The sequence below is a fragment of the Pseudomonas sp. v388 genome (genome assembly GCF_003935425.1).
In the GTDB taxonomy this organism is placed as follows: domain Bacteria; phylum Pseudomonadota; class Gammaproteobacteria; order Pseudomonadales; family Pseudomonadaceae; genus Aquipseudomonas.
This window is the reverse complement of the sequence record NZ_RHQN01000003.1, coordinates 563,065-588,775: the sequence shown is the minus strand read 5'-3', so window position 1 is coordinate 588,775 and position 25,711 is coordinate 563,065. Positions and strand designations below refer to the sequence as shown.

The 25,711-nt window shown below is 61.1% G+C and carries 23 protein-coding genes and 2 pseudogenes; 12 read left to right on the top strand and 13 right to left on the bottom strand.

What is annotated here, in order from left to right; all coding sequences use genetic code 11:
- Positions 1-291 precede the first annotated feature (291 nt).
- The gene (locus tag EGJ27_RS10375) at positions 292-3,012 is read left to right on the top strand and encodes a LuxR C-terminal-related transcriptional regulator (protein WP_125830633.1); all 2,721 of its coding nucleotides are present in this window, start codon (positions 292-294) and stop codon (positions 3,010-3,012) included.
- 72 nt (positions 3,013-3,084) lie between these two features.
- Here the strand turns inward: EGJ27_RS10375 and EGJ27_RS10370 are convergent, their stop codons facing one another.
- The 6 genes from EGJ27_RS10370 to rutA form a co-directional block, all read right to left on the bottom strand.
- Positions 3,085-4,272, bottom strand: a complete 1,188-nt coding sequence (locus tag EGJ27_RS10370) for an HD-GYP domain-containing protein (RefSeq protein ID WP_125830632.1) — start codon at positions 4,270-4,272, stop codon at positions 3,085-3,087.
- 428 nt (positions 4,273-4,700) lie between these two features.
- The gene (rutF, locus tag EGJ27_RS10365) at positions 4,701-5,228 is read right to left on the bottom strand and encodes an NADH-dependent FMN reductase RutF (protein WP_125830631.1); all 528 of its coding nucleotides are present in this window, start codon (positions 5,226-5,228) and stop codon (positions 4,701-4,703) included.
- Between the two features lie 12 nt (positions 5,229-5,240).
- The gene (rutD, locus tag EGJ27_RS10360) at positions 5,241-6,020 is read right to left on the bottom strand and encodes a pyrimidine utilization protein D (RefSeq protein WP_125830630.1); all 780 of its coding nucleotides are present in this window, start codon (positions 6,018-6,020) and stop codon (positions 5,241-5,243) included.
- 15 nt (positions 6,021-6,035) lie between these two features.
- The gene (rutC, locus tag EGJ27_RS10355) at positions 6,036-6,419 is read right to left on the bottom strand and encodes a pyrimidine utilization protein C (RefSeq protein ID WP_125830629.1); all 384 of its coding nucleotides are present in this window, start codon (positions 6,417-6,419) and stop codon (positions 6,036-6,038) included.
- 10 nt (positions 6,420-6,429) lie between these two features.
- A complete protein-coding gene (gene rutB / locus EGJ27_RS10350; RefSeq protein WP_125830628.1) occupies positions 6,430-7,170 on the bottom strand; it encodes a pyrimidine utilization protein B in 741 nt (246 codons plus the stop codon).
- Positions 7,170-8,258 (bottom strand): pyrimidine utilization protein A, encoded by a 1,089-nt coding sequence (rutA, locus tag EGJ27_RS10345; protein WP_125830627.1) that lies wholly within the window; start codon positions 8,256-8,258, stop codon positions 7,170-7,172. Before rutA ends, rutB begins: the two co-directional genes overlap by 1 nt.
- A gap of 271 nt (positions 8,259-8,529) precedes the next feature.
- On the opposite strand from rutA, the gene rutR reads away from it, so the two are divergent.
- The 6 genes and pseudogenes from rutR to EGJ27_RS10315 all read left to right on the top strand — a co-directional run bounded on the left by rutR (position 8,530) and on the right by EGJ27_RS10315 (position 14,921).
- Complete coding sequence (gene rutR, locus EGJ27_RS10340) at positions 8,530-9,291, top strand: HTH-type transcriptional regulator RutR (RefSeq protein ID WP_125830626.1); 762 nt, start codon at positions 8,530-8,532, stop codon at positions 9,289-9,291.
- Positions 9,292-9,479: 188 nt separating this feature from the next.
- The gene (locus tag EGJ27_RS10335; RefSeq protein WP_125830625.1) at positions 9,480-10,571 is read left to right on the top strand and encodes a BMP family ABC transporter substrate-binding protein; all 1,092 of its coding nucleotides are present in this window, start codon (positions 9,480-9,482) and stop codon (positions 10,569-10,571) included.
- Positions 10,568-12,085: an ABC transporter ATP-binding protein gene (locus tag EGJ27_RS10330; protein WP_125830624.1), complete on the top strand. Its 1,518-nt coding sequence runs from the start codon at positions 10,568-10,570 to the stop codon at positions 12,083-12,085. The genes EGJ27_RS10335 and EGJ27_RS10330 overlap by 4 nt, the downstream gene beginning before the upstream one ends.
- Positions 12,078-13,189: pseudogene (locus EGJ27_RS10325) on the top strand (ABC transporter permease). The gene EGJ27_RS10330 and the pseudogene EGJ27_RS10325 overlap by 8 nt, the downstream one beginning before the upstream one ends.
- On the top strand, positions 13,189-14,115 hold the full coding sequence (locus tag EGJ27_RS10320) for an ABC transporter permease (protein WP_125830623.1): 927 nt from the start codon (positions 13,189-13,191) through the stop codon (positions 14,113-14,115). Before EGJ27_RS10325 ends, EGJ27_RS10320 begins: the two are co-directional and overlap by 1 nt.
- Positions 14,116-14,216: 101 nt before the next feature.
- Positions 14,217-14,921: an OmpA family protein gene (locus EGJ27_RS10315; protein ID WP_125830622.1), complete on the top strand. Its 705-nt coding sequence runs from the start codon at positions 14,217-14,219 to the stop codon at positions 14,919-14,921.
- Between the two features lie 148 nt (positions 14,922-15,069).
- Here the strand turns inward: EGJ27_RS10315 and EGJ27_RS10310 are convergent, their stop codons facing one another.
- The 3 genes and pseudogenes from EGJ27_RS10310 to EGJ27_RS10300 all read right to left on the bottom strand — a co-directional run bounded on the left by EGJ27_RS10310 (position 15,070) and on the right by EGJ27_RS10300 (position 18,513).
- Complete coding sequence (locus EGJ27_RS10310; RefSeq protein ID WP_125830621.1) at positions 15,070-15,975, bottom strand: acyltransferase; 906 nt, start codon at positions 15,973-15,975, stop codon at positions 15,070-15,072.
- 66 nt (positions 15,976-16,041) lie between these two features.
- Complete coding sequence (gene pta / locus EGJ27_RS10305; protein WP_125830620.1) at positions 16,042-18,132, bottom strand: phosphate acetyltransferase; 2,091 nt, start codon at positions 18,130-18,132, stop codon at positions 16,042-16,044.
- A 76-nt stretch (positions 18,133-18,208) separates the two neighbouring features.
- A pseudogene (locus EGJ27_RS10300) lies at positions 18,209-18,513 on the bottom strand (DUF3565 domain-containing protein).
- Between the two features lie 13 nt (positions 18,514-18,526).
- Here EGJ27_RS10300 and EGJ27_RS10295 point away from each other — a divergent pair.
- Positions 18,527-19,012, top strand: a complete 486-nt coding sequence (locus tag EGJ27_RS10295) for a peptidylprolyl isomerase (RefSeq protein ID WP_125830618.1) — start codon at positions 18,527-18,529, stop codon at positions 19,010-19,012.
- Positions 19,013-19,144: 132 nt separating this feature from the next.
- A complete protein-coding gene (locus EGJ27_RS10290; protein WP_125830617.1) occupies positions 19,145-19,633 on the top strand; it encodes a glutathione peroxidase in 489 nt (162 codons plus the stop codon).
- Between the two features lie 63 nt (positions 19,634-19,696).
- Here the strand turns inward: EGJ27_RS10290 and EGJ27_RS10285 are convergent, their stop codons facing one another.
- Positions 19,697-20,905 carry a glycosyltransferase family 1 protein gene (locus tag EGJ27_RS10285; protein ID WP_125830616.1) on the bottom strand — a complete coding sequence of 403 codons (1,209 nt, stop codon included), beginning with the start codon at positions 20,903-20,905 and terminating at the stop codon, positions 19,697-19,699.
- Between the two features lie 305 nt (positions 20,906-21,210).
- On the opposite strand from EGJ27_RS10285, the gene EGJ27_RS10280 reads away from it, so the two are divergent.
- The gene (locus EGJ27_RS10280) at positions 21,211-21,627 is read left to right on the top strand and encodes a flagellar protein FlhE (RefSeq protein WP_125830615.1); all 417 of its coding nucleotides are present in this window, start codon (positions 21,211-21,213) and stop codon (positions 21,625-21,627) included.
- A 41-nt stretch (positions 21,628-21,668) separates the two neighbouring features.
- Here the strand turns inward: EGJ27_RS10280 and EGJ27_RS10275 are convergent, their stop codons facing one another.
- Both EGJ27_RS10275 and EGJ27_RS10270 read right to left on the bottom strand, forming a co-directional pair.
- Positions 21,669-22,265 (bottom strand): hypothetical protein, encoded by a 597-nt coding sequence (locus tag EGJ27_RS10275; RefSeq protein WP_125830614.1) that lies wholly within the window; start codon positions 22,263-22,265, stop codon positions 21,669-21,671.
- A gap of 4 nt (positions 22,266-22,269) precedes the next feature.
- Positions 22,270-22,596 (bottom strand): hypothetical protein, encoded by a 327-nt coding sequence (locus EGJ27_RS10270; protein ID WP_125830613.1) that lies wholly within the window; start codon positions 22,594-22,596, stop codon positions 22,270-22,272.
- A 320-nt stretch (positions 22,597-22,916) separates the two neighbouring features.
- Between EGJ27_RS10270 and EGJ27_RS10265 the strand changes: the two genes are divergently transcribed.
- Positions 22,917-23,501 (top strand): hypothetical protein, encoded by a 585-nt coding sequence (locus EGJ27_RS10265; protein WP_125830612.1) that lies wholly within the window; start codon positions 22,917-22,919, stop codon positions 23,499-23,501.
- Between the two features lie 71 nt (positions 23,502-23,572).
- On the opposite strand, the gene cysZ is transcribed toward EGJ27_RS10265, so the two are convergent.
- Positions 23,573-24,427 (bottom strand): sulfate transporter CysZ, encoded by an 855-nt coding sequence (gene cysZ, locus EGJ27_RS10260; protein ID WP_371920844.1) that lies wholly within the window; start codon positions 24,425-24,427, stop codon positions 23,573-23,575.
- A gap of 317 nt (positions 24,428-24,744) precedes the next feature.
- Between cysZ and trxB the strand changes: the two genes are divergently transcribed.
- On the top strand, positions 24,745-25,707 hold the full coding sequence (trxB, locus tag EGJ27_RS10255) for a thioredoxin-disulfide reductase (protein ID WP_125830610.1): 963 nt from the start codon (positions 24,745-24,747) through the stop codon (positions 25,705-25,707).
- Positions 25,708-25,711: the final 4 nt, after the last annotated feature.

Genomic DNA, 25,711 nt, shown 5'->3' with positions numbered 1-25,711 from the left:
CCGGCATGACGGTTCGGACATTTTTGTAGTAACCACCGGGGCGGCGTTCCGCCTTGCTGGCGAATAGGGCGGTGCAGCCACAGCAGGTGTGTCGCCTGATAGTCGGTGTTCGCCAGCAGGCTGGCTCCTACGGGGATCACAACACTCTGCTAAACCATGACGCACCATTCGGGGGATAAATTGTAGGAATTTTGTTACAGACTTGTCGGGCATCACCTACAAAAGGGCGAGATTACCCGCTAGTCTCCGGACAGCCGTTACGCCGAACAATGACTCCAACAAGAGCCGGCCATGACAGACCTGTCCCGAATGCAAGGATTTGCAGACAGCGCGATTTCCGCACTGGAAGGGCGATATTTCCGACCGCCGCTGCCTGATGGCCATGTACCCCGAGCGCGCTTGTGCCAACGGCTCAAGGCCGGGTTGGCCGGGCGTCTGCTGCTGGTCAGTGCGCCGGCCGGTTTCGGCAAGAGCTCGCTGGCGGTGGAGTTTTGCCAAAGCCTCTCAACGGACTGGCAAAGCGTCTGGCTGGGCTTGAGCGCGCGCGATGCAGATCCGGGACGTTTCCTTGAACGACTGCTGGGCGGTTTGCAGCAGTTTTTCCCGCAATTGGGCGCCCAGGCCATGGGCCTGCTCAAAATGCGTCAGCGCCATGAGCCGTTTGCCTTCGAGGAGTGGCTCGACGGGCTGCTCGACGAGTTGGCGATGCATCTGATGCTCAGTCGTCCACTGTTACTGGTGCTCGACGATTACCACCTGGCCCAGGGGCCGGTACTGGACCGTTGCCTGCAACTGTTGCTCAATCATCTGCCTGCCGGTCTGGTGTTGCTGGTTACCAGCCGGCAGCGCCCCGACTGGCATCTGGCACGCCTGCGCCTGTCGCGTCAGTTGGTGGAACTCAACGAGCAGGATCTGCGCCTGACCGATGCCGAATCCCTGGCCGTACTCGACAGCCATGGCGGCTCGATGGACAGCGATGCATTGCACAGCCTGATCCGACGCAGCGAGGGCTGGGTTGCGGGCCTGCGGTTCTGGCTGCTGGCGGCAGCCGAGGCGGGCGAGGAACAGACGCGGCCGCGCGCCCTGCACGATGGCGATGTGCTGATCCGCGAGTACCTGCTTGAAGAAGTCATCGAATGCCTGCCGACCGAGGTTCATGGTTTTCTTTACGAAACGGCGTGTCTGGAACGGTTCTGCGCCGAGCTGTGCGACGCGGCCCGGGATGCCCACGACAGCGCCGAAAAGCTGGGTTATCTGCTGGCCCATCAGGTGTTCCTGGTGCCGCTGGACGAAGAAGGACGCTGGTTCCGTTACCACCATCTGTTTTCCGATCTGCTGCGCGCCCGGCATGCGGAGTCTTCCCGGCTCACGCGCCTGCACCTCAATGCCTGCCGCTGGTTCAGTGCCCAGGGCCTGCTGGACGAAGCCGTAGAGCAAGCCTTGCGCGCCGGTCACCTGGACGTCGCGGCGAATCTGGTGCAGAACCTGTCCGAAGAACAGCTGCTGGCCGAGCAGAACGTCGGCATGCTGCTGCGCTGGAAAATGGACCTTCCCGACAGCCTGTTGACCAGCACGCCCCGGCTGATCGTGCTGTACGCCTGGGCGCTGGCGCTGGCTTGCCAACTGGATGCCGCCGAAGCGCTGGCGCGGCATTTGAGCCGCTTTCTGCCAGCGCCATCGGCGTCTGCGCAGAAATCCATGCTTGCCCAGTGGCTGGCGCTCAGCGGAGTGATCGCCCGAGGGCGTGGCGACAGTGAGCGAACCCGTCGCTGCTGTGGCGAAGCCTTGCTCAGCTTGCCGGAAAAACGCTACGGACAGCGGCTGGTGTGTCTCTCGACCCTGGCCAATCTGGCCATCGCCGAAGGCGACCTGTTGCGGGCGCGGGCCTTGAATCGCGATGCGCTGGAACTCGCGCAGCGCGTCGCCAACCCGTTGTTCGAAGCACTGGCGCATTACGATCGGGCCAGAGTCATGCAGGCGCGTGGACAGATCATTCGCGCGCTGGAGGAAGTGCGCCAGGGGCTTCAACGCCTCAAGGGGCTGCCTGCCTCACGGCTATACGCGGTGCGCGGCCGTCTTACGCTGTACGAAGGTTATCTGCTGACGCTTCGCATGGAGGCGGACGCGGGGCGCGTTCGGCTTCTGGCCGGTCTGAACGAGGCGCGTGCCTGCCGTGACATCAGTGTTTTGATCGGCCATTGCGTGCTGGCGGGGCTGGAAGGCCGTGCCGGCCGCTACGCCGAGGCGTTCGCCGAGCTGACCGAGGCGGAACGGCTGATGCATATCTGGGACGTGCCGCCGATTTATTACCTGGCGATGATCACCCTGATCAAGTGCGAACTGTGGCTGATGCAGGGGCGCATCGATCTGGCCGAAGCCTGGCTGCTGCGCCTGACCCAGACCTACGGGGGTGGGCTGGCCGCCGCCGCGCCGGAATGCCATCCGCAGCTGGCGCAGCATATCGAGCTGCAACGCGCAGTGCTGGAGCGCTTGCGCGGCGACCCGCACACCAGCGGCCAGCGGTTGCGCCAGCTTGAAGAACGGGCGCAGGAGGTCGGTGCGCTGTTGCCCGGCTTGTTTGCACGGGTGCAGTTGATCGGCCTGCTGCTCGACAATGCCCGTTGCGACGAGGCCCGCGAGTCACTGGCGTGCAGCCTGAGTGCTGCGTCGGGCGGCGCGTTATCACCCTTTCAGGCGTTACTCGACGAGCATCCACGCTGGTGTCGCGAACAATTGCTGCGTGCGCCGCCGTGCCCGGTGCGCGACTTTCTCCTGGAACGCTTGCCGGTCTCGAGCGTTGGCGGTCCGCCATCGGGCACCGACACGCTCAGCGTGCGGGAACTGGGCGTGCTGCAACTGATCGCACAAGGGTGTTCGAATCAGGAAATCAGTGAGCAGCTGTTCATCTCGCTGCACACCGTCAAGACCCACGCCAGCCACATCAACAGCAAACTGGGCGTCGAGCGCCGGACGCAGGCGGTGGCCAGGGCCAAAGCCATGGGATTGTTGTAACCCAGACCCGGCGAACAGGGTCTGCGCCCCACGCCTTCATGCAGCAACGGGGCGTAGCCTGTTCAGCAGAGCCTAGAGTCGGCTGGCGCCCCACAGCTCGTCCACGTCTTCCAGTTCCCAGTCAGCCGGCATTTCGATTCTGACGATGGCGTCGCGCTCGGCTTCGTCGGCCAGATCGACCACATAGGGCGTGAAACGCTTGTGGGTGCGGGCGGACATGAACGCCTTGACCTTCGGCAGCAGCAGCGTCTGGTCATTCTGCTCGATGACGACGGCCAGTCGCCCGCTCTCCAGTCGCACCATCGCACCCACCGGGTAAATCCCCACGGTCTTGACGAAGTTCTGGAACACCAGCGGATCGAAATGGCCCTTCCAGGAGGCCATCTCGCGAATCGAATGCGCCGCTCCCCAGCCTTTCTTGTAGGGCCGGTCCGAGGTGACGGCGTCGTACACGTCGCACACCGCGCCCATCCTGGCAAAGATGCTGATGTCATCGCCTGCCAGCCCGTGGGGGTAGCCGGTGCCGTCGACCTTTTCATGGTGATGCAGGCAAACATCCCGGACCATGGAGTTCGCCTGCAGGCTGGCATCGAGCAGCTGCAGGCCCGCTTCCGGGTGATATTTCATGGCGTCGTATTCTTCGTGGGTCAGGCGGCCCGGCTTGTTGAGGATTTCCGGGTCGATCATCATCTTGCCGACGTCATGCATCAGCCCGGCAACGCCGGCTTCGCGGATCTGGTCTTCCGGCATGCCCATGCGCCGGGCAAGGGAAACCATCAGCGCGCAGACCGCCACCGAATGCATGTAGGTGTATTCGTCTGATGTCTTGAGGCGTGACAGGCTGATCAGTGCATGAGGGTGGCGCAGGATCGAATTGGAAATTTCCTCGACCAGCAGGTCGACATCCTGCACGTTCATGGCGCGGCCCATCTTGGCTTCGCTGAACATGGTCATGACCGCCTGCTTGGCCCGGCCACAGATTTCCCGGGCGCGTTCCACTTCCTTTTCCAGGCTCGTCGGCGCGGTGTCGTCCTGGCTATCGGCGGACAGCACCGGCGCCGCTTCCAAAGGTGCCTTGCCTCGCCGGGTGTCGATCCAGACCTCCACGGTATCGGACTGCTGAATGCGCTCCAGCACGCTGGCATCGCGCAGCACCACCTCGACCTGTTCTATCCAGAACGGATCATCGATGAAGGGACGGCAGAACTTGTGGATGTGCATCCCCAACGTCAGTTCTGATACAAGAATTTTTTTCAGCATGGTCAGCCCCCAGCGGCATCATCTGAGGGACTGAACACCAGGACAGACGCGGCTCCGCCATTCAGATCACGACTGTACATGCAGCAAGATGTTTTTCTGGAATCAATCAACGGCATGGCGTCACCTCATATGGCTAAGGATCGTCCTGATCTCGTATGGCCAGTATACGGGGCGTGATGGCGAAAAATCATGTGCATTTATATGACGCCAATAAAGCCTGACTTTATTTTTCCTATTTAAAATCAAGTGTTTGCATATACATGAAAATAAGTTCCAAACACTCGAAAAAAAATAGTTGAATAAAACTTCGAATCAAGTCCGTCTGTTCCGTTAATCATTACCCTCAAATGAATAGGTTGGCAACCGGCCGATCTTCAAATGGGAAGACTCGACCGTAAGGCACCGTGGTCGGTTGCCCGAGGATCGGGCTAGAGACACGTCGCAACGGAAAGCTCATGGTAGCGCCGGCCGAAATACACCAACGCGGCGGCTTCATCCTGGTGCCGGATGTCCAGCACCTCGCAGAATAGGATGTCATGGGTGCCGACACTGACCGAGTGGCTGACCTTGCAGTCGAACGCCAGCTTGGCATTTTCCAGCCTGGGTGCCCCGGTCAGCCCGCAGCTCCATTCTCCCTGGGCGAAGCGTTCCTGCTGCGTGGTCTTGCCGCCGAACACGTTGGACAACGCTTGCTGGTCATTGCCCAACGTATTGACGCACAACGTGCCGTTGCCCAGAAACGTGTCATAGACCGACGCGTTGCGGTTGATGCAGACCAGCAACGTCGGCGGCTGATCGGTCACGCTGCACACGGCAGTGGCGGTAAAGCCGGCGCGGCCGCACGCGCCATCGGTGGTGATCACATTGACCGCTGCGGCCAGGCTGGACATGGCTTCACGAAATTGCTGGGCGTCGACGATTGTGTCCTGGGCAATGACGGCTTGAGTGCTGTGCATGTGATTCTCCTTTCAGGCGCGGGCGCCGAGGTAGTCGAGCAAGGCATGACGATAAGGCTGCGGATCGCTGATGCTGGAGGCGTGGCCGCCGTATTCCAGCAGCACCAGTTCGGCGTGGGGCAGGTGGTCGGCGAGGTGCCGGGAGCGCTGCCACGGCACCAGCATGTCGTCGCGGTTGGCGATCAGCAGGGTCGGCACTGTGATTTCGCCCAGGCGTGATTCGATGTCGAAGGTTTCAAGGGCATTGATCCGCCGCAGCAGATTATCCGTATCGGGGAAGTGCGCGAGGGCGTGCTGCTCGTCCGCCGCCAGCCGCTCGCTGTTGGCGGCGATCCAGTCCGCCGGATACAGGAACAGCGCCTGGGCCTGTACATACGCCGCCGGGCCGCAGCCGGCCAGCAACTGTTTGCGCACCGAAAAGCAGCGGGCGCTGTGCGGATTCATGCTGCTCCACGCATTGATCAATACCTGGCTTTTCAGCAGATCGGGGCGCAACAGCGCCAGCTCCATGCTCACCAGGCCGCCCAGTGCGTGACCGATCAGATGACAGCCTCGGATTTCCAGCGAGTCCAGCAGCGTGGCCAGTTCCTGCGCCATGTGGCGGATCGAATAGTCCGCAGGCAGGCTCGCCGGGCTGCGTCCGGTGCCCGCATGGTCGTAGACCACCACGCGGTAGTCGCGACCCAGAACGTCCAGGTCGTGCGCCCAATAGCGCCCCGAACCGCCCAGCCCGGCGCTGAGCACCAGTGTGGGGGCGTCGGCCTGTTGCAGGCCGTGGATTTCGTGATACATGCGCTTCTCCAGAAGTCAGCCGATGTGCGCGATGCTCGCGATCTCGATCAGGGCGTCGGGCTTCACCAGGCCGCACTGGATGCAATAGCGGGCCGGTTTTTCCCCGGCGAAATACTCGGCGTACACCTCGTTGACCTTGGCGTAGTCGGCCCAGTCGCGAATCATGATCATGTTGAAGGTGACGTCGTCGAGCGTACCGCCGGCGGTTTCCACCACGCCCTTGATGGTTTCCAGCACGTGACGGGTCTGCGAGGCGGCATCGCCCACGTGCACTACGTTGTTGTCCTTGTCGAACGGCAGCGTGCCGGACACATACAGCACGCCGTCGGCCATGGAGCCTGGAACGAACGGTGCGAGGGGCTTGCCGGTGCCGACTGGAATGATCGCTTTCTTGCTCATGCTGACGTCCTCACGAAGGTTGCCCGAGCGGGCGGAAAGTGCTGCAGAAGTCATCGACGCTGGAGACCCAGCCGAAGAAGGTTTCGATGTTGAACAGCGCCGCCTGCTGCGCGAAATCAGGCCCGGCCTGGTGGGTCGCGTCGGCCAGTACCACGCCGAAGTACTCCAGGTGAAAGCCGTCGCGCAGGGTCGATTCCACGCAGACGTTGGTCGCGATGCCGGTGAACACCAGATTGCGAATGCCCCGGCTGCGCAGCAGGCTGTCGAAGCTGGAGTTGAAGAACCCGCTGTAGCGGGTTTTGGCGACCACGATGTCGCCGGGCTGCGGCTTGAGTTCGTCTACCAGTTGGTAGTCCCAACCACCCTTGGCGAGCAACGTGCCTTGCAGTTCCGGGCGCTTGCGCATGGTTTTCAGGGCGTTGGATTTGTGCCAGTTGGGCGAGCCCGGACCACCGGCCTCGACGTAGGCCGGGTCCCAGCCGTTCTGAAAAAAGATCACCGGAATGCCGGCTTCGCGGGCGGCTTCACAGGCCTTGTTGATATTGGCGATGACCGGCGCGGTGCTGCTGACATCGAAACCGGCCAGGTCCAGGTAACCGCCGAGCGAGGCGTAGGCGTTCTGCATGTCCACCACCACCAGCGCGGTTTCCGCCACTTTCATGTGCAGCGCTTCGGGGCGTGCGGGTAGTTCGCGGGCCAGGCGTGCATCGCCCGGCGTGTCCAGGCCAGCGCCTGCGAGAGGTGCGCTCATTACACCGCCTCCTTGAGGGTGGCGATGTCGATGTGCTGGCGGCTGGTCATCAGCGGCTGGATCTTCTGGCCGAAGTCTTCCACGCCTTGCACGAAATCGTCGAAGGTGAGCATCACGCCCTGAGTGCCGGGAACGGTGGCGACTTCGTCGAGCATCCGTGCCACGCTGGCCCAGGAGCCAACCAGCGTGCCCATGTTGATGTTGACCGCCGAGGTCGGATCGGCCATCTGCCGCAGGTTGGAACCGGCGCTCTTGTCCGCCGAGCCTTTGTCGCTCAGCCAGGCAATGGCTTCTTCGTCGGCGCCTTCCTTGATGTGCTCCCAGCGTGCGCGTGCCGCTTCGTCGGTGTCGGCGGCGATGATCATGAACAGCACGCAGGAAGTCACATTACGGCCGGTCTGCTGGTTGGCTTCGATCAGCTTCTGCGCGGTCGGCGCAAAAGCGGTCGGAGTGTTTACGCCTTTGCCGAAGCAGAAGTTGTAGTCGGCGTATTGCGCCGAGAAGGCCATGCCCGCTTCGCTTTGACCGGCACAGATCAACTTCATGTCCGCCTGGGGGCGCGGGCTGACCCGGCAGTCGTCCATGGTGAAATGCTCGCCCTTGAAGTCGCTGCGACCGGTGTCCCATAAATCGCGCAACACCTGAGCGTATTCGCCCAGGTACTGGTAACGGGTGTGGAAAAACTCATCGCCGGGCCACATGCCCATTTGCTCGTATTCGGGTTTCTGCCAGCCGGTCACCAGATTGACGCCGAAGCGCCCGTTGGAGATCGAGTCGATGGTCGACGCCATGCGCGCGACGATGGCCGGTGGAATGGTCAGCGTCGCGACGGTGGCGAACAGCTGAATCTTCCGGGTAACCGCTGCCAGGCCCGCCATGAGCGTGAAGGATTCCAGGTTGTGCTCCCAGAACTCGGTCTTGCCGCCGAACCCGCGCAGTTTGATCATCGACAGGGCGAAGTCGAAGCCGTAGTGCTCGGCCTTCTGCACGATCTCTTTGTTCAGATCAAAGGTCGGCTTGTACTGCGGAGCGTTGCTGGAGATCAGCCAGCCGTTGTTGCCAATGGGGATGAAAATTCCGATGTCCATATGAGGCCTCTCTGCGTTGGTCTATGGCTGCCGGGTCGAGGGCGGCATTGCAATCGACATTTGCATTTAGCGGGCCATGTTTTTTTATTGTTTTTAATCAGATGGTTATGAATTTAATATTGTTGAATCAGACCATTTGGTCTGAGTTAGAGCACTTGGTTTGTGCGCGATGCACGTTGTTGGAGCGTGTTTGCGCCGGCGAACGGGTCATGCTCGCGGTCGGCCAGCCGCGTCGACGCGGCGTATCGACAAAAGCCGCTTGGCCGTTAAGATGCCCGCTCATTCCGGCATCACTGGTTGGATTCGCGTGAACAAGAAACCTCCCGTGACCGAGCCCGTCGCCAAGCGCGCACGCAAGGTCACGCCCAAAGCCAAGCCCGCCGTCAAGGCGACCCGCGAGCCCAGCGCGGAGTCCTTGAAGCGGCGTCTGCGCGTGATGGAAAGCAAGCGCGCGACGATTCTCGATGCAGCGCTTGAAGTCTTTTCCCGTTTTGGTGTGCACGGCACCAGTCTGGATCAGGTGGCGAGCCTGGCCGATGTGTCCAAGACCAACCTGCTTTATTACTTCAGCAGCAAGGACGACTTGTACCTGAGCGTGCTCCAGCAACTGCTGGAAGTGTGGCTCAAGCCCCTGCTGCACTTCACCGCCGACAAGGACCCGGTGGACGCCATCAGCGCGTATATAAGAGCCAAGCTGGAAATGTCCCGTGACCATCCTGCCGAGTCGCGGTTGTTCTGCATGGAAGTGATGCAGGGCGCGCCGCTGATCCAGGGCCAGTTGCAGCATCCGTTGCGGGAAACGGTGGAAAGAAAGGTTGAGGTGATTCAGCAATGGATAGAGGCGGGCCAGCTGGCGCCGGTCAATCCGCATCATCTGATTTTCTCTCTGTGGGCAACGACTCAGCATTACGCCGACTTCCGCACTCAGGTCGAGGCCGTCACCGGCAAGACCCTCAATGACCCGGAATTTTTCGAAGAGGTGCAGGCCAGCCTGTGCAGCATGATCCTGGACGGCATCCGCCCGCGAACCTGAACGGCGCACGCTGCGCGCCCGACGCACAAACCAAGTGCTCTGAATCGGACCAGTTGATCCGCTTTTTACGGCCTGTTTGATCCAGGTCATTGTTAATTGACGATTTTTCTGCAGTGGCATGGATGCTGCTATGGGCTTCTCGCCAGCGCTGCTGGCCCTCGCGAGCCCTTACCTACAGGAAAACGTCTATGTACAAGAAAGTGTTGCCGGGAACCTTGTGTGCAGCTGTAGCGTTCGGCATGGGCGGTTTTGCCCAGGCTGAGGGACTGACGCTCAAAGGGCCGGCCAAGATCGCCATGGTCTACATCAGCCCGCGCAACGACGGCGGCTGGACCCAGGCGTTCGACGAAGCCCGAGTGAAGCTGGAAAAAGAGCTGGACCAGAAAATCCAGTTCGTCGAAAGCGTGCCGGAAAACGCCGCGGCCATTACGCCGGTGGTTGATCGTCTGGTTGCACGGGGCGCCAACATCATTGTCGGCACCGCTTTCGGTTATTCGGACACCTTCCTGAACCTGGCAAAGAAATACCCTGACGTTGCCTTTCTCAACGGCTCCGGCACCACCAACGCGGCCAATCTGGAATCGTTCTACGGCCGCACCTACGAAAGCCAATACCTGTGCGGCATGGCTGCCGCTGCTGCGTCGAAGACCGGCAAGCTGGGCTTCGTCGCCGCCAACCCGTTCGGCCAGGTCAACTGGACCATCAACGCCTATGAGCTGGGTGCCCGGCAGATCAACCCCAACGCAACGGTGACCGTGATCTATACCGGTGCCTGGAACGATCCGGTCAAGGAACGCGCTGCGACCATGGCGCTGATCGACAACGGTGCGGATGTGATCGGCCAGCATGTCGACAGCCCGACGCCGCAGATCGTGGCCCAGGAACGCGGCGTCCACGGCACCGGTTATCACCGCGACCTGAGCGAGTTCGCTCCCAAGGCGACCCTCTGTTCCTCCAAGTGGGTATGGGAGCGCTTCCTGACGCCGGAACTGAAAAAGGTCATGGCCGGCAACTGGACACCGACGCCCAACGGCGCGCTGTTGTCCATGGAGCAGGGCGGCACCGATATCAGCCTGAGCAGCGACGCGATCATTTCCGCCGAACATCGCCAGCGCATTGAGGCCGAGCGGGCCGAGCTGCTGGCCGGCAAGAAGATTCTGTACAGCGGGCCAATGGCTGATCGCGACGGCAAGGAGCGCATCGCCACAGGGCAAAGCCTGTCCGATCCGGATCTGTGGAAGATGGACTGGTTCGTCAAAGGCGTGATGACTCAGCAATGAGCCAGGCCAGCGCGCTCCAACTCATCGGCATCAGTAAATCCTTCGATGGCTTCAAGGCCCTGAGCGACGCTGATTTCACGGCGCGCTGGGGCGAGGTGCATGCGTTGCTGGGCGAGAACGGCGCGGGCAAATCGTCGCTCATGAACATCGCGGCCGGGCTGTATGCCCCGGAAACCGGCTCGCTGGCGATCGACGACAACCTTGTGCGGCTGACTGGCCCACGGGATGCCAGCGCCCATCGGATCGGCATGGTTCATCAGCATTTCAAACTGGTGCAGCCCTTCACCGTGGCGCAGAACATTTTGCTCGGGCTGCCAGAGCGTCCCGGCGAGGGCAGTTACAGCAAACGCCTTGCCGAACTGGAACAGCAGATCAGCGCCAAGGCCGGGGAGCTGGGTTTTGTGCTCGACCCTCGGCAGGTCGTGGAAACCCTTTCGGTAGCCGAGCAGCAGCGAGTGGAAATTCTCAAGGTGCTGCTGGCCGGTGCACGCATCCTGATTCTCGATGAGCCGACGGCCGTGCTCACCGATCAGGAAGCCGAACGCTTGCTGAGCACGGTGCAAGCGTTCGCTCGGCAAGGCGCGGCAGTGATTCTGGTCACGCACAAGATGGCCGACGTCAAACGCTACGCCGACCGGGTCACCGTGATGCGTGGCGGGCGGACCCTTGAAACCCTGGACCCGCAGAACGTCAGCGTCGAACAGCTGGTGCGTTTGACGGTCGGCGACTCCGTTGCCGTTGCGGCCGAGCGTCATCGCGCAGCGCCGGGCGCCGCTCGCGTGCAGGTGCGCAACCTGCGCAGTGTGGCCGGCAGTGGACCGCTCGACGGGGTGAACATGACCCTGCACGCCGGGCAGATCTACGGCATCGCCGGCGTTGGCGGCAACGGTCAGGCGGAACTGGCGAATGCGCTGATGGGCCTGCCGCAGCCGACCGAAGGCGAGATCCATCTGCAGGCCTTCGGCGACCTGCGTCGCGCATCGACCGAACAACGTCGGCAGCTGCGCATCGCCTCGATTCCGGCTGATCGTTACGGCGCAGCGCTGGCGGGTTCCTTGTCGGTGGCCGAGAACTTTGGCGTCGGCAACCTTCACAACGGCCGCTACGGCTCGTTCTGGCGCATGCGTTATCCGCGCCTGCGTGAAGACGCTGCTCAGGCGGTCGCCGACTTTGATGTGCAGGGCGTGCGTTCGCTGGAGCAAAAGGCGGCGCTGCTGTCCGGCGGCAATGCCCAGAAACTGGTGATCGCGCGGGAGTTCAGCCGCGACCCGCAGCTGGTGCTGGTCCACAGTCCCAGTCGTGGTCTTGATGTGCGGGCGACACAAGCGGTTCACGCTCGCCTGCGCGCCGCTCGGGATGCCGGTGCGGCGGTGCTGGTGATCAGCGAAGACCTGGACGAAGTATTGGCCCTGGCCGACCGCATCGGTGTGATGAACCGCGGGCGCATCGTCGCCGAGTTCGATCATCCTGCGGACCGGCAGGCGATTGGCAAGGCGATGGTGAGCCATGACTGAAACCACACTGCAACAACCTGTGTCTGCCCGGCAACCTTTGCTCGGGCGGCGATACGCGCTGGAATTACGGCAACAGACGCCTTGGACACTGCAAGCGCTGATCATCGGTGCTGCGCTGCTGTTGGGCCTGGCGATCTGCACGGTGATCCTGATTCTGGCCGGCGTTCCGGCCGGCGAGCTGCTCAACGAATTCGTCATGCAGACCGTGTTTGACGCGCAGAACTTCAAGGCCGTGCTGTTCCAGGCTTCGCCAATGATCATGGTCGGCCTGGCCGGTTGCATGGCGTTTCGCGCACGTTTCTGGAACCTGGGGCTGGAAGGCCAGATGATCTGGGGCGCCATCGGGGCTACGGCCATTTCGCTGTTTCAGATCGGCCCGGGGTTTCTGCGCCTGCCATTGATGATGCTGGCGGCGCTGGTCTGTGGCCTGCTGTGGAGCCTGGGGCCGATCCTGTTGAAGCTCAAATGGCAGGTCAACGAGATCATATCGACGCTGATGCTCAATTACATTGCCGCCAACTTCCTCCTGCATCTGGTCTACGGCAGCTGGAAAGACCCGCGCGACAACTTTCCTTATTCACCGGCGTTCCAGAGTTTCGAGCGCCTGCCGGACCTGTTTGCCGGTTACAACCTGGCGATTGTCGTGGCGCTGCTGGTCACCGGGCTGACGCTGTGGTTCATCGGCGTGTCCCGTGGCGGCTTCTACCTGCGCTTCGTGGATGCCAACCCACGGGTGGCCGGCGCGGTTGGCGTGCCGGTGGTGAAGATGATCGTCGGCACCGTCGCGCTTTCCGCGCGCTGGCGGGCCTGGCCGGGTTTGTCGTGACTGCCGGGCAGGAAGGGCGGCTGACCCAGTCGTTCTACCAGGGCTACGGTTTTTCCGGGATTCTCATTGCCTTCCTGGCGCGCAACAACCCGGTGGCCGCCACGGTGGTCGCGCTGCTCATGGCCATGCTGTTCGTGGCCGGGCGCAATCTTCAGGTGTTCTACCAGATCCCGTTTTCCATGGTGCAGCTCATTCAGGCGATCCTGGTGATCTGCGTCGCGTCATCCGATTTTTTCATTCGCCACCGCCTGCGCCGCATTCAGGCCGGAGACCGTTGATGGACCTTATCGCTCACTGGCTGGGCAGCGTCCCGGATTTTGCCGTGCCCTTCGCCCTGGCGGCGTTGGGCCTGATTCTGATCGAACGCAGCGGCGTGCTGGCGCTGGGGGCCGAGGGCCTGATGCTGGTCGGCGCCCTGGCGGGTGTCGGCATGCAATTGAGCCTGGGCTTGCCCGGCCTGTCGTTGCTGGCGTCGATGGCGGCGGCCGGTGTGGTATCGCTGCTATTTGCGCTGATGGTGCTGGTGCTGCGCATCAATCAGGTGATTGCGGGCTTGGCGCTGGTGTTTTTCTGCCAGGGTCTGACCGGGCTGCTGGGCACCGTGCTGGGCTGGACCAACCGTCCGGTCAGTGGCCTGCAGGCTGTCGAACTCTGGCCGCTGTCGGAATTGCCGGTGGTTGGCAAGCTGTTCGTGCAGAACCCGCTGGTGTACCTGACAGGGGTGATTTTGATCGCCGTGGTCTGGCTGCTGACCCGGACCCGCACGGGCCTGCGCTTGCGTGCCGTGGGCGAGAATCCCCAGGCGGCGGATGCAGCGGGTATTCCGGTGCTTCGCTATCGGCTGTTGGCGATCATCGGCGGATCGGCCTTGATGGGGTTGGCGGGCGGTTTCATCGCGGTGCTCAGTACCAAGATGTGGATCGCCGACATGACCGGCGGTCGCGGCTGGATCGCGGTGGCGCTGGTGATCTTCGCGCGCTGGTCACCGTGGCGGGCGCTGGCCGGTGCATTGCTGTTCGGCGGTATCGAAGCGCTAATTCCACAATTGGCGGCCGCCGGCGTGCGCCTGCCGCAATACTTCGTGCTGATGACGCCATATGCCGTCACGTTGCTGGTGATGGTCTGGGTAGCCGGCAGCAAGCGTCAGACGAGTCGCCAGCCGGGCGCGCTGGGCGAGGCATACGTTCGCGAGGAGCGACGCTGAGAGTACGGCCGTCGGCCGGTTCAGCGCCAGTTAAGGAATTTTTGACGGGCGCCATGCTCTAATCGGGTCACTAGCGTCCGTAAAAAAATCAGGAGTCCTTCATGTTGACCTCGCGCCGTATGATTCTGGCTGCCACCGCTGTAGCCATGCTGTCGGGATGTGCATCCACCAACCCGTATGACAATCAAGGCCAGACACAGAACTCCGGCGGCATGAGCAAAACCGCCAAGTACGGCGGTCTGGGGGCCTTGGCGGGCGCAGTGGCCGGTGCCGCCATCGACCATAACAACCGCGGCAAAGGCGCGCTGATCGGCGCAGCCGTGGCCGGCGCCGCATCGGCAGGTTACGGTTATTATGCCGACAAGCAGGAAGCGGCACTGCGCGCCAGCATGGCCAACACCGGTGTCGAAGTGCAGCGCCAGGGCGACCAGATCAAGCTGATCATGCCGGGCAACATCACCTTTGCCACCGATTCGTCGGCTATCGCCAGCAGCTTCTATTCGCCGCTCAATAACCTGGCCGGCTCGCTCAAGCAGTTCAGCCAGAACAACATCGAAATCATTGGCTACACCGACAGCACCGGCAGCCGCCAGCACAACATGGATCTGTCGTTGCAGCGCGCCCAGAGTGTGGCGACCTATCTGACTTCCCAAGGTGTCGACCAGACGCACCTGTCGGTCCGCGGTGCCGGCCCGGATCAACCGATCGCCAGCAATGCCGACGTCAACGGCCGCGCCCAGAACCGCCGCGTCGAGGTCAACCTCAAGCCGATTCCGGGTCAGCAGTACGAGCAATATCAGCAGTAACGATTAATCCACGTAGGAGCGACCGGGCGGCGTTCCGCTTGCTCGCGAAGGCGTTTGTGCAGACCATGAAAATGTTTTGACGGCACAGGCCCTTTCGCGGACAAGTCCGCTCCCACAGATTTCACAGCTCCCACAGCCCCTAAAGATTTCACCGCTTTGGCGGGTGTTCCTGCTCCATCCGTTCCAGCAACTTGTCTTTCTCTTCCCACAGCGTGTTGATCCACAACTGGAAGGCCGAACGGTATTCCTGATCCTGATCGTAATTCCTGCCGACGAACTCGGCCGGGATCTTGATCTCCTGGAAGTGCGCGACCACTTCCTTGACGTTGCCGCACAGCAAATCCCAATAACCAGGGCGCCCGCCCGGATAGTAGAGCGTCACGTTGACGATCGATTCCAACTGATCGCCCATCGCATCCAGCACGAACGCAATACCGCCGGCCTTGGGCTTGAGCAAATGGCGGAACGGTGAGTTCTGCTCGGCGTGCTTGGCTGGGGTAAACCGCGTGCCCTCGGCAAAGTTGAAAATGCCCACCGGGTTATGGCGAAACTTCGCGCAGGTGCGGCGGGTGGTTTCCAGGTCCTTGCCTTTCTTTTCCGGATGCTTGGCCAGGTACGCCTTGGAGTAGCGCTTCATGAACGGAAAGCCCAGTGCCCACCACGCCAGGCCAATCACCGGCACCCAGATCAGCTCCTGTTTGAGGAAGAATTTCAGCGGCCGGATCCGGCGGTTGAGCAGGTACTGCAACACCATGATGTCGACCCAGCTCTGATGATTGCTGGTCACCAGATACGAATGGCGATAGTCCAGCCCCTCCAGCCCGGACAGATGCCAGCGGGTGTGGCCCAGCAGGCGAATCCAGGCGTTGTTGTTGCCGATCCAGGTTTCCTGGATGTGGCTCATCAGCCAGTCAGTGAAACGTTGGGCGGCTCTGAACGGCAGGCAGATCTTGAAGATCGTGACCACGAACAACACCGAACAGAGCAGCACGGTATTGAGCGCCAACAGCAGCGAGGCAATAACGCCGCGCAATGGGGCAGGCAGGAAATCCATGAAGGACCAGACTCCGAAAAATAATGTGAACGCCGCAAGCCGAGTCTGCGGCGTCCTGTGTGTGTATCAGGAAAGTGTGTCGGCCTGAATGGCGGTCAGGGCGATGGTGTAGACGATGTCGTCGACCTGGGCGCCGCGCGGCAAGTCGTTGACCGGCTTGCGCAGGCCTTGCAGCATCGGCCCCAGGCTCACGCAGTCGGCGCTGCGCTGCACCGCCTTGTAGGTGGTGTTGCCGGTGTTCAGGTCCGGGAACACGAACACATTGGCGCGACCGGCGACCTGACTGTCCGGCGCCAGTTGCCGGGCGACGTTTTCGTTGGCGGCGGCATCATACTGCAACGGCCCGTCGATCAGCAGGTCGCGCTGGGCTTCGCGAGCCAGCAAGGTCGCTTCGCGAACCTTCTCCACTTCCTCACCGCTGGCCGAGTTGCCGCTGGAGTAACTGATCATCGCCACCCGCGGCGAGATGCCGAATGCCACGGCTGAACCGGCGCTCTGTAGTGCGATCTCGGCCAGGTCGGCGGCGCTGGGGTGCGGGTTCATGATGCAGTCGCCGTAGACCAGCACCTGCTCGGGAAACAGCATGAAAAACACCGACGACACCAGCGTGCAGCCCGGCGCAGTCTTGATCAGTTGCAGGGCAGGACGAATGGTGTTGGCAGTGGAATGCACGACACCCGACACCAGCCCGTCGACCTCATCAAGGGCCAGCATGACGGTGCCGATCACCACCGGATCTTCCAGCTGCTGCTCGGCCATGGGTTCGTTCAAGCCTTTGTTTCTGCGCAGCTCGACCATGGGCGTGACATAGCGCTCGCGAATCAGGTCAGGGTCGAGAATCTCCAGCCCCGGCGGCAACTCGATGCCTTGCGCCTTGGCTATCGCGTGGACTTCTTCCGGCTTGGCGAGCAGCACGCAGCGGGCAATGCCCCGCGCCTGGCAAGTGGCTGCGGCCTGTATGATCAGCGGCTCGTTGCCTTCCGGCAGCACGATGCGTTTGTTGGCGGCCTGGGCACGCTGGATCAGTTGATAGCGAAACACCGCCGGAGACAGGCGCAGCTCGCGCGGCGTGCCGCAACGCTGGTGCAGCCAGTCCGCGTCCAGATGGCTGGCGACGAAATCAGTGATGATCTCGGCCCGCTCGCGGTCATCGATGGGAATTTCCTTGTTCAACTGGTTGAGCTGATTGGCGGTGTCGTAAGAGCCGGTGCTCACTGACAGTACCGGCAACCCGGCCTGCAACGCGCCGCGACACAGCTCCATGATGCGCGGGTCAGGCACGGTGTCGCTGGTCAGCAGCAGTCCGGCCAACGGCACGCCGTTCATGGCGGCCATGCTCACGGCCAGAATGATGTCGTCGCGGTCGCCCGGCGTTACCACCAACACTCCCGGCTTGAGCAGCGGCACGGTGTTGAGCACGGTGCGCGCACAAATGATGATTCTCGACATGCGCCGTTGATCGTAATCACCGGCGTTGATTACCTGGGCGCCCAGCAACTCGGCCACATCGCGGGTGCGCGGCGCGTTCAGATCGGCCTGGAACGGAATGCAGCCCAGCAAGCGAAAGTCGCCGCTGCGCAGTAGCGGAGAGTGCTCCTTCAAGCGCGTGGCAAACTCCTCCATGGTTTCCTCGGTGCGGACCTTGTTGAGGATCACGCCCAGCACCTTGGGATCTTTCGGGCCGCCGAATAACTGCGCCTGCAACTCGACCCGCCCGGAAAGCTCGGTGAGCACTTCGTTTTCCGGCGCGGACACCAGGATCACTTCGGCATCCAGGCTCTTGGCCAGGTGCAGGTTGACCCGCGCGGCATAGCTTGCGTTGCGGGTCGGCACCATGCCTTCGACGATCAGCACGTCCTTTCCCACGGCGGCCTGCTGATAGAGGGTAATGATTTCTTCCAGCAGCTCATCCAGTTGGCCGTCGCCCAGCATGCGTTCGACATGCGCCAGCCCCAGCGGCTTGGGCGGCTTGAGACCGTGGGTGCGGGCCACCAGTTCGGTCGAGCGCTCAGGGCCCAGGTCACCGGGATGCGGCTGGGCGATCGGCTTGAAGAACCCGACCTTCAGGCCCGCGCGTTCCAGGGTGCGCACCAGGCCCAGGCTGATGGAAGTCAACCCAACGCCGAAGTCGGTCGGGGCAATGAAAAACGTCTGCATACTGGCTTCTCGATTGAGCAGTGCAAGGGTCGGCGCGATTGCTCAGCGTCACGACCGGAAAATGGCAGGACACCGTCTAATGCGGCGTCTCGTCGACAAGACTATCGTTATCCGCTGCGTTCGCACACCAGCCGCAGTGAAAGCCCTGACCTATTTTTTGCCGGCGCTGCACAGGGTCCAGTACCCACGGACGTGACTGCCACGGCGGCTGATGGCGCAGATGCTGGGTGTGGCCACAGGACAGCAGGGCGACCCAATGACCGTCTTCGTCTTGCCTGAAACCGACCAGAAGGGAATTTTTCATGCGGGCCGTTTGTCAGAGTTGCGTTCGCTTTCGAGCGAGGGCTTGGTTAAACTTGCCCGTTCTTCAATCCAAAGCAAAGGTCCTGCTCCCATGCCGATTGCCGCCAATAAGGCTGTCTCCATTGACTATACCCTGACCAACGACGCTGGTGAGGTCATCGACAGCTCCGCCGGCGGCGCGCCGCTGGTTTACCTGCAAGGTGCGGGTAACATCATCCCGGGTCTTGAAAAAGCGCTGGATGGCAAGGACGTCGGTGACGAACTGAAAGTCGCCATCGAGCCGGAAGACGCCTACGGCGAATATTCCGCCGAACTGGTCAGCACCCTGAGCCGCAGCATGTTCGAAGGTGTCGACGAACTCGAAGTCGGCATGCAGTTCCACGCCTCCGGTCCGGACGGCAGCATGCAGATCGTGACCATCCGTGACCTGGACGGTGATGACGTTACCGTTGACGGCAACCACCCGCTGGCCGGCCAGCGCCTGAACTTCGAAGTGAAGGTCGTCAGCATTCGTGACGCCAGCGCCGAAGAAATGGCTCACGGCCACATCCACGGTGAAGGCGGTCATCAGCACTGATTTGTCCTGCTAAGCTCAGGTCGCTGACACAGGCGCTCTGGTTGGCCTGCGATGACGAGACTTCGTTACGCGGCCGGCCTCGGCGCCTTTTCAGGCTCTGGCTTCCGGGATTTGGCTGCAAGGGGGTGTTTCATGAGTGCATTTCACGACATCACATTGAAAGCGCTGGACGGGCAGGACCTGCCGCTGGCGCCTTTCAGGAACAAAGTAGTGCTGGTGGTGAACGTCGCGTCCAAATGCGGGCTGACCCCGCAATACGCCGCGCTTGAAAACCTCTACGAACAATACAAGGGCAAGGACTTCGCGGTGCTCGGCTTGCCCTGCAACCAGTTCGCGGGGCAGGAGCCAGGCTCCGAGAGCGAGATCCAGTCGTTCTGTCAGCTCAATTACGGGGTGACATTCCCGCTGGGCGAGAAGCTGGAAGTCAACGGTGCGCATCGCCATCCGCTGTACCGCCTGCTGGCGGGCGAAGGCGCCGAGTTTCCAGGCGACATCACCTGGAACTTCGAGAAATTCCTGGTCGGCAAGAATGGCGCGGTCATCGCCCGGTTCTCGCCACGCACGGCGCCGGATGATCCGGCCGTGATCCAGGCGATCGAGAAAGCCCTGGCGCACCCCTGACCCAGGCCGCCGGGCGGATTCGATCCGCCCGGCATCAGCAGCGCAAATTTCCTTGCCACGCGTTCATTCGAGCGGCGCTGACGACCCGGATCTGATAACTGGCCCGGGTATTGCCGGTGCAGGCGCATTCTGAGTCGGGCAGGCGTTGAACAGCTGGCGCTCGAATTGTTCGATGATTGCGCTCCAGCCCTGGCGACTGGCATGTTGCCGGGCGTTGAGGCGGACCCGGCGCAGGGTTTCGCCGTCCTCCAGCAACCAGCGGGCGGCGTCGACGAAAGCCTCTTCGTCGCCCGGCATTGCCAACGCACCGTTGTGGCCGTGGCGGATGTGCTGGCCGGCGGCGGCCTCGTCATAGGCCACCACACCCAGCCCCGAGGCGAGCGCTTCCAGCACCACGTTGCCGAAGGTTTCAGTCAGGCTGGGGAACAGGAACATGTCGCCGGATGCGTAATGCATCGCCAGATCCTCGCCACGCCGGGTGCCACAGAACACCGCTTCCGGCATCTGCTGCTCCATCGCCGCACGCTGCGGGCCGTCGCCAACGATGACCAGCTGCAGATTGCGCTGCGGATAGCCGGTCTGCAACGCCTCGAAAGCGGTCTGCAACAGCCCCAGATTCTTCTCCGGCGCCAGGCGCCCGACGTGCAGCACCGCAATGTCATCCGCTTGCAGCCCCCAGCTTTCGCGCAATGACTGCGAGCGTTTGGCCGGGTGGAACAGCTGGCTGTCGACGCCACGGGACAACAGCTCGATCCGCTCGAAACCCCGTCGCTCCAGTTCCATCTTCTGACTGACGCTGGGCACCAGGGTGACTCGTGAACGGTTGTGGAACCAGCGCAAATAGTGCGTCACCAGACGAGTGATGAACCCCATGCCGTATTGCTGGGTGTATTGCGGGAAATTGGTATGAAAGCCGCTGACCACTGCAATGCCGAGGCGCTTCGCCGCACGCAACGCCGAGAGCCCCAGCGGGCCTTCAGTGGCGATGTACAGCACATCCGGCCGCTGCCGCTGCCAGCGCCGTAGTAACTTGTGCATCGAAGATTGGCCCCACTGCAACCCCGGATAACCCGGAATCGGCCAGCCACGACACAACAGCAAATCCTCCACTGCGCCGCCTCCGGCTTCCTCGGCCTGGCGCGGGCGCACCAGCTCTACCCGATGTCCGCGCAACCGCAGCCCGTCGCAAAGCCGCCCCAGCGTATTGGCGACGCCATTGATCTCGGGAGAAAAAGTTTCAGTGATGAGGGTGACATGAAGAGATTTGCTCATGGCAGCAGTCTGCGTGGGTTGCGTGTCGGGCATGTGGCAGAGGGGTTATGGATTTGTGACTGTGCAGGCCGCGATATCTGACCGCGTTGAGGCGCAGGACTACAGATCAACTCTTGATGTCCGAAGCAGGTGTAGGTTCTGTCTTTAAGTTGATCAATATATTCATGTATTGCAAGCGCGAGGCCGCTCCTGAGTAACGTCGGTTTCATTGCTCGGTAAACCTTTATCAGGTCGTTGAGCAATCACAGAAAGTGCGTCGAAGTTCGGTCGACGATCACTGGTAATCGATATCTCAGGAGAGAACAATGAAAAGCTTTAATAGGCTGAAGGGTGTAGTGCTGTCAGTGATAATGTTCGCGTTTATGTCCAGCTCGCAGGCTGCATTGGCGGGAAGTTATATGTCAACTATTAACTTGCCGGTTCTGCATGCGAAGGGATTTGCATATAAAGCGAACTTTCCAATTCCGCGGGGGGCGAAGCCAGGGGGTCTGATCAAACATGTAAGTTGGAATTGGAATGTCCATGGGTGGCCAAGGGGGCTGCAGGTTTATCTATGTCAAACTGCAGGCCGCTGCCTGGATGTATCCAGGCTCCGGTCTGGAGCCTCTGTGAGTTTTGAGCGCTCCTCGGCGACTCAGCCGTTTTACTTCCAACTCAAGTTGTCACCTTCGGGGCCAGCCCCCATTGCTGGTCAGCAGGGAACAATTACAGTGACCTGGTAAATGGCATAAGCAAGGACACCCGCCGCCTGGCGGGTTTCCTTTTACCAGGCGGACATTTCTAGAAAAGCCCGCGGTTGTGTCTCAAGAAAACAGAATACTTTGTTCAGAGTCTCTGCTGGCGGTGTGCCTAGATGTTTTTCACGTTGATAGAGGTCAGCCAGTTCTTTTTTTACCACGGCGGCAGTCTGGGAGTAATAGGCAACACTTTGCGGGGTTACCAGTTCTCCGGTGGCGGAATAGCGAATATTGTCCGGATCTGTTATGTCCAGAAGAGGCCCGCCAAATGATTGGTATACATACCGCCCTAAGACCTCCACGGCATAATTCGGATCGGCTTCAGCGTCGCGCAGTATGCGCGCCTTCATTTCCACGCTGGGTATGCAACCCGGTGGATCTCGCCTTGGTTCAAATGACGCGGCAAACGTTCTGTAACCGATTTCCAAGGATTCGGTCGATAGTTTCTCGGTAGTCTTCAACGGGCAGGCTCTGGCGCTTTCGGCCAGAACAGTCTTGTTTGACGTCACGTCATTGAGCACCCTATTGAATGCGCCAGGCGATATGGCGGCGGGTTGCGCTCCCGTACTCACCTGAGCTCTGGTGGCCGTTGAGAGAACTGGGCGCACGAAGTCCGGTTTCATACGTTTATCCTCCGCTCACCGCATTCTGTGCCAAAACTCGACCTCCGGCGCCTTTCACTGACTCCAGCGCAGCGGCTCGGGGCGTGAAGTTCTCGTCGTCCACCGCCGACGTGCGCTGTTCTATGGGCATGTTGTGCATGAAGAAGGTTGAGCGAGTTCTGGTTTGAAGGGCAAGCGCGGCTGCTGCGGGGATTACAGGCGCGCTGTTTGTCGACTTGGTGACGTTCTTGAATATCTGCGCGAAAGGGACTTCACCGGACGGCGGTTTGACAGCCGTATCGCGATGTTTGCTTGCAGGTTGCGATGAGGTGGTTGCGGTGTTGATTTCCATAGGGGTCTTGCTCCTGTTGTTTTCCAGCAGGAAAGCAAATACGGTGCCGACTTTCTCGATGGTCGGGCGGTCCTACGCAGTAATTGCGGTAAATTCAGTGGGAGATATTTTTGTCCTACAGTAAAGTCCTACATGATAGAGGTTTGGTGTGCTGGCAAGTTTTAGCCGATGGCGGCGAGGGTTTGCCATTTGCCGTTTTTTGGCCTGAAACTGCTAGGTAAGAATGTTCAATAGTTAGCGTAGGAATCTTCTGGTTTTTTGAGCGCGTATTTAACACTATGTTGATCTGCGTATGATCGCGGGTTTCAAGGAGATCCGTGATGACCGAATCGTTCTATACACCACCTCAATCCAACCTGAAACCCAGCCTTGCCGTTGATCGCAAGGAGTTTTATGTCGTTTCACTGCGCAAGTTTGTCATTCTTTATCTGGCTACATTGGGCTGGTATGGCTTGTACTGGTTTTATCGCCAATGGACAGAGAACAGGCGGTTTTCAGGCAGCTCGGTGTTGCCGGTCCTTCGCGCAATGTTTGCATTCATTTTCGTATTCCCCCTGTTCCGCAAGGTTGATCAAAGTCTGAGACGGCAGGAACTGGGCAGTATGGCGCTGTGGTGGGTCAGTGCCGGGATACTGTTCGTACTGAGCGTTGTGGGCGTTGTGCTTTCCATGGCCGGTGAGCACGCGCGGGTCGAAGACAGCCCGGTGTGGTTCGGACTGCTCTTGCCGTTGATAACTGCACAAATCATCAATGTGCTGATTGTTCAGCGCAAAATGAATGTAGCGGCACAGGACCCCAGCGGCCAAAGCAACTCCTCGCTCAGTGGTGCAAATTGGGCCTGGGTTGCGTTCGGGAGCCTGTTCTGGCTGAGCAATCTGGCAACGTTCCTATTATTCGGAATTTGACGGTCGACAATGAATAAACGCTGAATATGCCGGGGCCGCGATCAGGTTGCGCCCCGGCTTTTCTGGTTACGTCAAACCGCAGCCCTCTGTGCCAGCAGCGCCTCTTCCCCGCGCTCCCGCACCCAGAACAGCGTCGCTCCCGCCACCGCCGCCGGCATCATCAGCAGGTTGACGCCCGGAACCAGCAGCGCCGCGTAGACAATCCCGCCGAAGCTCAGGCTCTGCCAGCGTTTGCTCTTGAGCCAGGCAAGCATTTCGTTCCAGCCCAGCTTGTGGTTGTCGGCGGGGTAGTCGATGTATTGGATAGCCATCATCCAGATACCGAACAGCAGCCATAACGGCGCGGCGATCAGGTTGACCACCGGAATGAAAGACAGGATGAACAGCCCCAGCATTCTGGGCAGCATGTAGCCGAGCTTGCGTGCTTCGCGAGCCAGGGTGCGGGGCACCATCGCCGCCAGTTCGCCCCAGCTGAAGTCGGGCGACTCGTCCACGCCGCGAATCACCGCTTCGACTTTTTCCGATAGGAATCCGTTGAACGGCGCGGCGATGATATTGGCGATCATGGTGAAGCTGAAGAACACCATCAGCAGCACCAGGGCGACGAACAATGGCCACAGGATGTAGCTCAGAAAGCTCAACCAGTCGGGCAGCGCGGGCATGAAGGTGTCGACCCACATGCCGAACTGGTGGATCGCCAGATAGATCAGGCCGCAGAACAGCACCAGGTTGATGCTCAATGGCAGCAGGACAAATAGCCGCAGGCCGGGACTCAGGACCAGTTTCAGGCCCTGGCTGAGGTATTGCGGGCCGGACAGTGCGGGTGCGGGCATGGCAGCCTCCAGTGTGGGGAAACGCCCGACCTTACCGGCTTTGAGGTGCCCGCGATAGAGCCGTCGAGAACCGCCGTTCGCCAGGTGTGCCATGCTGCTTCAGGTGCCGGCGCTGAAACGGGTGTCGATCATTTATGAATAGAGACGGCCTATAAGCTGGATTGTGAAACGATATTTCCTTAACCTTTCCCTGCTCGATAGGCTTGGCAACAATTTCCAGCCCGTCTTATTAACTTTCGCGATGGCAGATGCCCAGAGGCGTCGCCTGATCCGGCTTGCGCGCCCCGTGCGGCGCCCGGCCGATGCGTCAGAACTTTCAGGATTGTCGAGCTGCATCGCGCTTCCCCAAGCGTATCGGCAATCCCTTTTTATTCAGCCCGGCGCAAATGCCCGGTCGACAGGAGTGTGTCATGTCCGACGTACGTCATTCCCGAGTGATCATTCTCGGCTCCGGCCCTGCCGGTTACAGCGCAGCGGTCTATGCCGCCCGCGCCAATCTCAAGCCTTTGCTGATCACCGGCATGCAGGCTGGCGGTCAACTGACCACCACCACCGAAGTCGACAACTGGCCGGGCGATCCACACGGTCTGACCGGTCCGGCGCTGATGGAACGTATGCGTGAGCACGCCGAGCGTTTCGAGACCGAAATCGTGTTCGACCACATCAGCTCCGTGGACCTGGCCGGCAAGCCGTTCAGCCTGACCGGCGACAGCGGCGTGTACACCTGCGACGCCTTGATCATCGCCACCGGCGCCAGCGCTCGCTATCTGGGCCTGCCATCCGAAGAAGCGTTCATGGGCAAGGGCGTGTCCGCCTGTGCTACATGCGACGGCTTCTTCTATCGCAACCGCGAAGTGGCGGTGGTCGGTGGCGGCAATACCGCTGTGGAAGAAGCGCTGTACCTGGCCAACATCGCCAGCAAGGTGACTCTGGTTCATCGTCGCGAAACGTTCCGCGCCGAGAAGATCCTGATCGACAAGCTGCACGCCCGCGTCGCCGAAGGCAAGATCGAACTCAAGCTCAACGCCACGCTGGACGAAGTGCTGGGCGACAACATGGGCGTGACCGGTGCGCGCCTGAAGAACAACGACGGCAGCAGCGACGAGTTGAAGGTCGACGGTGTGTTCATCGCCATCGGCCACACTCCGAACACCTCGCTGTTCGAAGGCCAGCTGGCGTTGAAGGACGGCTACATGGTTGTGCAGGGTGGCCGTGAAGGCAATGCGACCGCCACCAGCGTCGAAGGTGTTTTCGCCGCCGGTGACGTGGCTGACCACGTATATCGTCAGGCCATCACCTCGGCGGGCGCCGGCTGCATGGCCGCGCTGGACGTGGAACGTTATCTGGACGGCCTGGCAGAAGTTTCCTTCTGATAGC

Excerpts from the sequence above, each read along its gene's own strand:
- trxB (WP_125830610.1), top strand. The coding sequence starts at position 24,745 with ATGTCCGACGTACGTCATTCCCGAGTGATCATTCTCGGCTCCGGCCCT.
- EGJ27_RS10315 (WP_125830622.1), top strand. The coding sequence starts at position 14,217 with ATGTTGACCTCGCGCCGTATGATTCTGGCTGCCACCGCTGTAGCCATG.
- rutC (WP_125830629.1), bottom strand. The coding sequence starts at position 6,419 with ATGAGCAAGAAAGCGATCATTCCAGTCGGCACCGGCAAGCCCCTCGCA.
- EGJ27_RS10290 (WP_125830617.1), top strand. The coding sequence starts at position 19,145 with ATGAGTGCATTTCACGACATCACATTGAAAGCGCTGGACGGGCAGGAC.
- EGJ27_RS10370 (WP_125830632.1), bottom strand. The coding sequence starts at position 4,272 with ATGCTGAAAAAAATTCTTGTATCAGAACTGACGTTGGGGATGCACATC.
- rutB (WP_125830628.1), bottom strand. The coding sequence starts at position 7,170 with ATGAGCGCACCTCTCGCAGGCGCTGGCCTGGACACGCCGGGCGATGCA.
- rutR (WP_125830626.1), top strand. The coding sequence starts at position 8,530 with ATGCCCGCTCATTCCGGCATCACTGGTTGGATTCGCGTGAACAAGAAA.
- cysZ (WP_371920844.1), bottom strand. The coding sequence starts at position 24,427 with ATGGCACACCTGGCGAACGGCGGTTCTCGACGGCTCTATCGCGGGCAC.
- EGJ27_RS10335 (WP_125830625.1), top strand. The coding sequence starts at position 9,480 with ATGTACAAGAAAGTGTTGCCGGGAACCTTGTGTGCAGCTGTAGCGTTC.
- EGJ27_RS10295 (WP_125830618.1), top strand. The coding sequence starts at position 18,527 with ATGCCGATTGCCGCCAATAAGGCTGTCTCCATTGACTATACCCTGACC.
- EGJ27_RS10280 (WP_125830615.1), top strand. The coding sequence starts at position 21,211 with ATGAAAAGCTTTAATAGGCTGAAGGGTGTAGTGCTGTCAGTGATAATG.
- EGJ27_RS10285 (WP_125830616.1), bottom strand. The coding sequence starts at position 20,905 with ATGAGCAAATCTCTTCATGTCACCCTCATCACTGAAACTTTTTCTCCC.
- pta (WP_125830620.1), bottom strand. The coding sequence starts at position 18,132 with ATGCAGACGTTTTTCATTGCCCCGACCGACTTCGGCGTTGGGTTGACT.
- EGJ27_RS10310 (WP_125830621.1), bottom strand. The coding sequence starts at position 15,975 with ATGGATTTCCTGCCTGCCCCATTGCGCGGCGTTATTGCCTCGCTGCTG.
- EGJ27_RS10265 (WP_125830612.1), top strand. The coding sequence starts at position 22,917 with ATGACCGAATCGTTCTATACACCACCTCAATCCAACCTGAAACCCAGC.
- rutF (WP_125830631.1), bottom strand. The coding sequence starts at position 5,228 with ATGCACAGCACTCAAGCCGTCATTGCCCAGGACACAATCGTCGACGCC.
- EGJ27_RS10270 (WP_125830613.1), bottom strand. The coding sequence starts at position 22,596 with ATGGAAATCAACACCGCAACCACCTCATCGCAACCTGCAAGCAAACAT.
- rutD (WP_125830630.1), bottom strand. The coding sequence starts at position 6,020 with ATGTATCACGAAATCCACGGCCTGCAACAGGCCGACGCCCCCACACTG.
- EGJ27_RS10330 (WP_125830624.1), top strand. The coding sequence starts at position 10,568 with ATGAGCCAGGCCAGCGCGCTCCAACTCATCGGCATCAGTAAATCCTTC.
- EGJ27_RS10275 (WP_125830614.1), bottom strand. The coding sequence starts at position 22,265 with ATGAAACCGGACTTCGTGCGCCCAGTTCTCTCAACGGCCACCAGAGCT.
- EGJ27_RS10375 (WP_125830633.1), top strand. The coding sequence starts at position 292 with ATGACAGACCTGTCCCGAATGCAAGGATTTGCAGACAGCGCGATTTCC.
- EGJ27_RS10320 (WP_125830623.1), top strand. The coding sequence starts at position 13,189 with ATGGACCTTATCGCTCACTGGCTGGGCAGCGTCCCGGATTTTGCCGTG.
- rutA (WP_125830627.1), bottom strand. The coding sequence starts at position 8,258 with ATGGACATCGGAATTTTCATCCCCATTGGCAACAACGGCTGGCTGATC.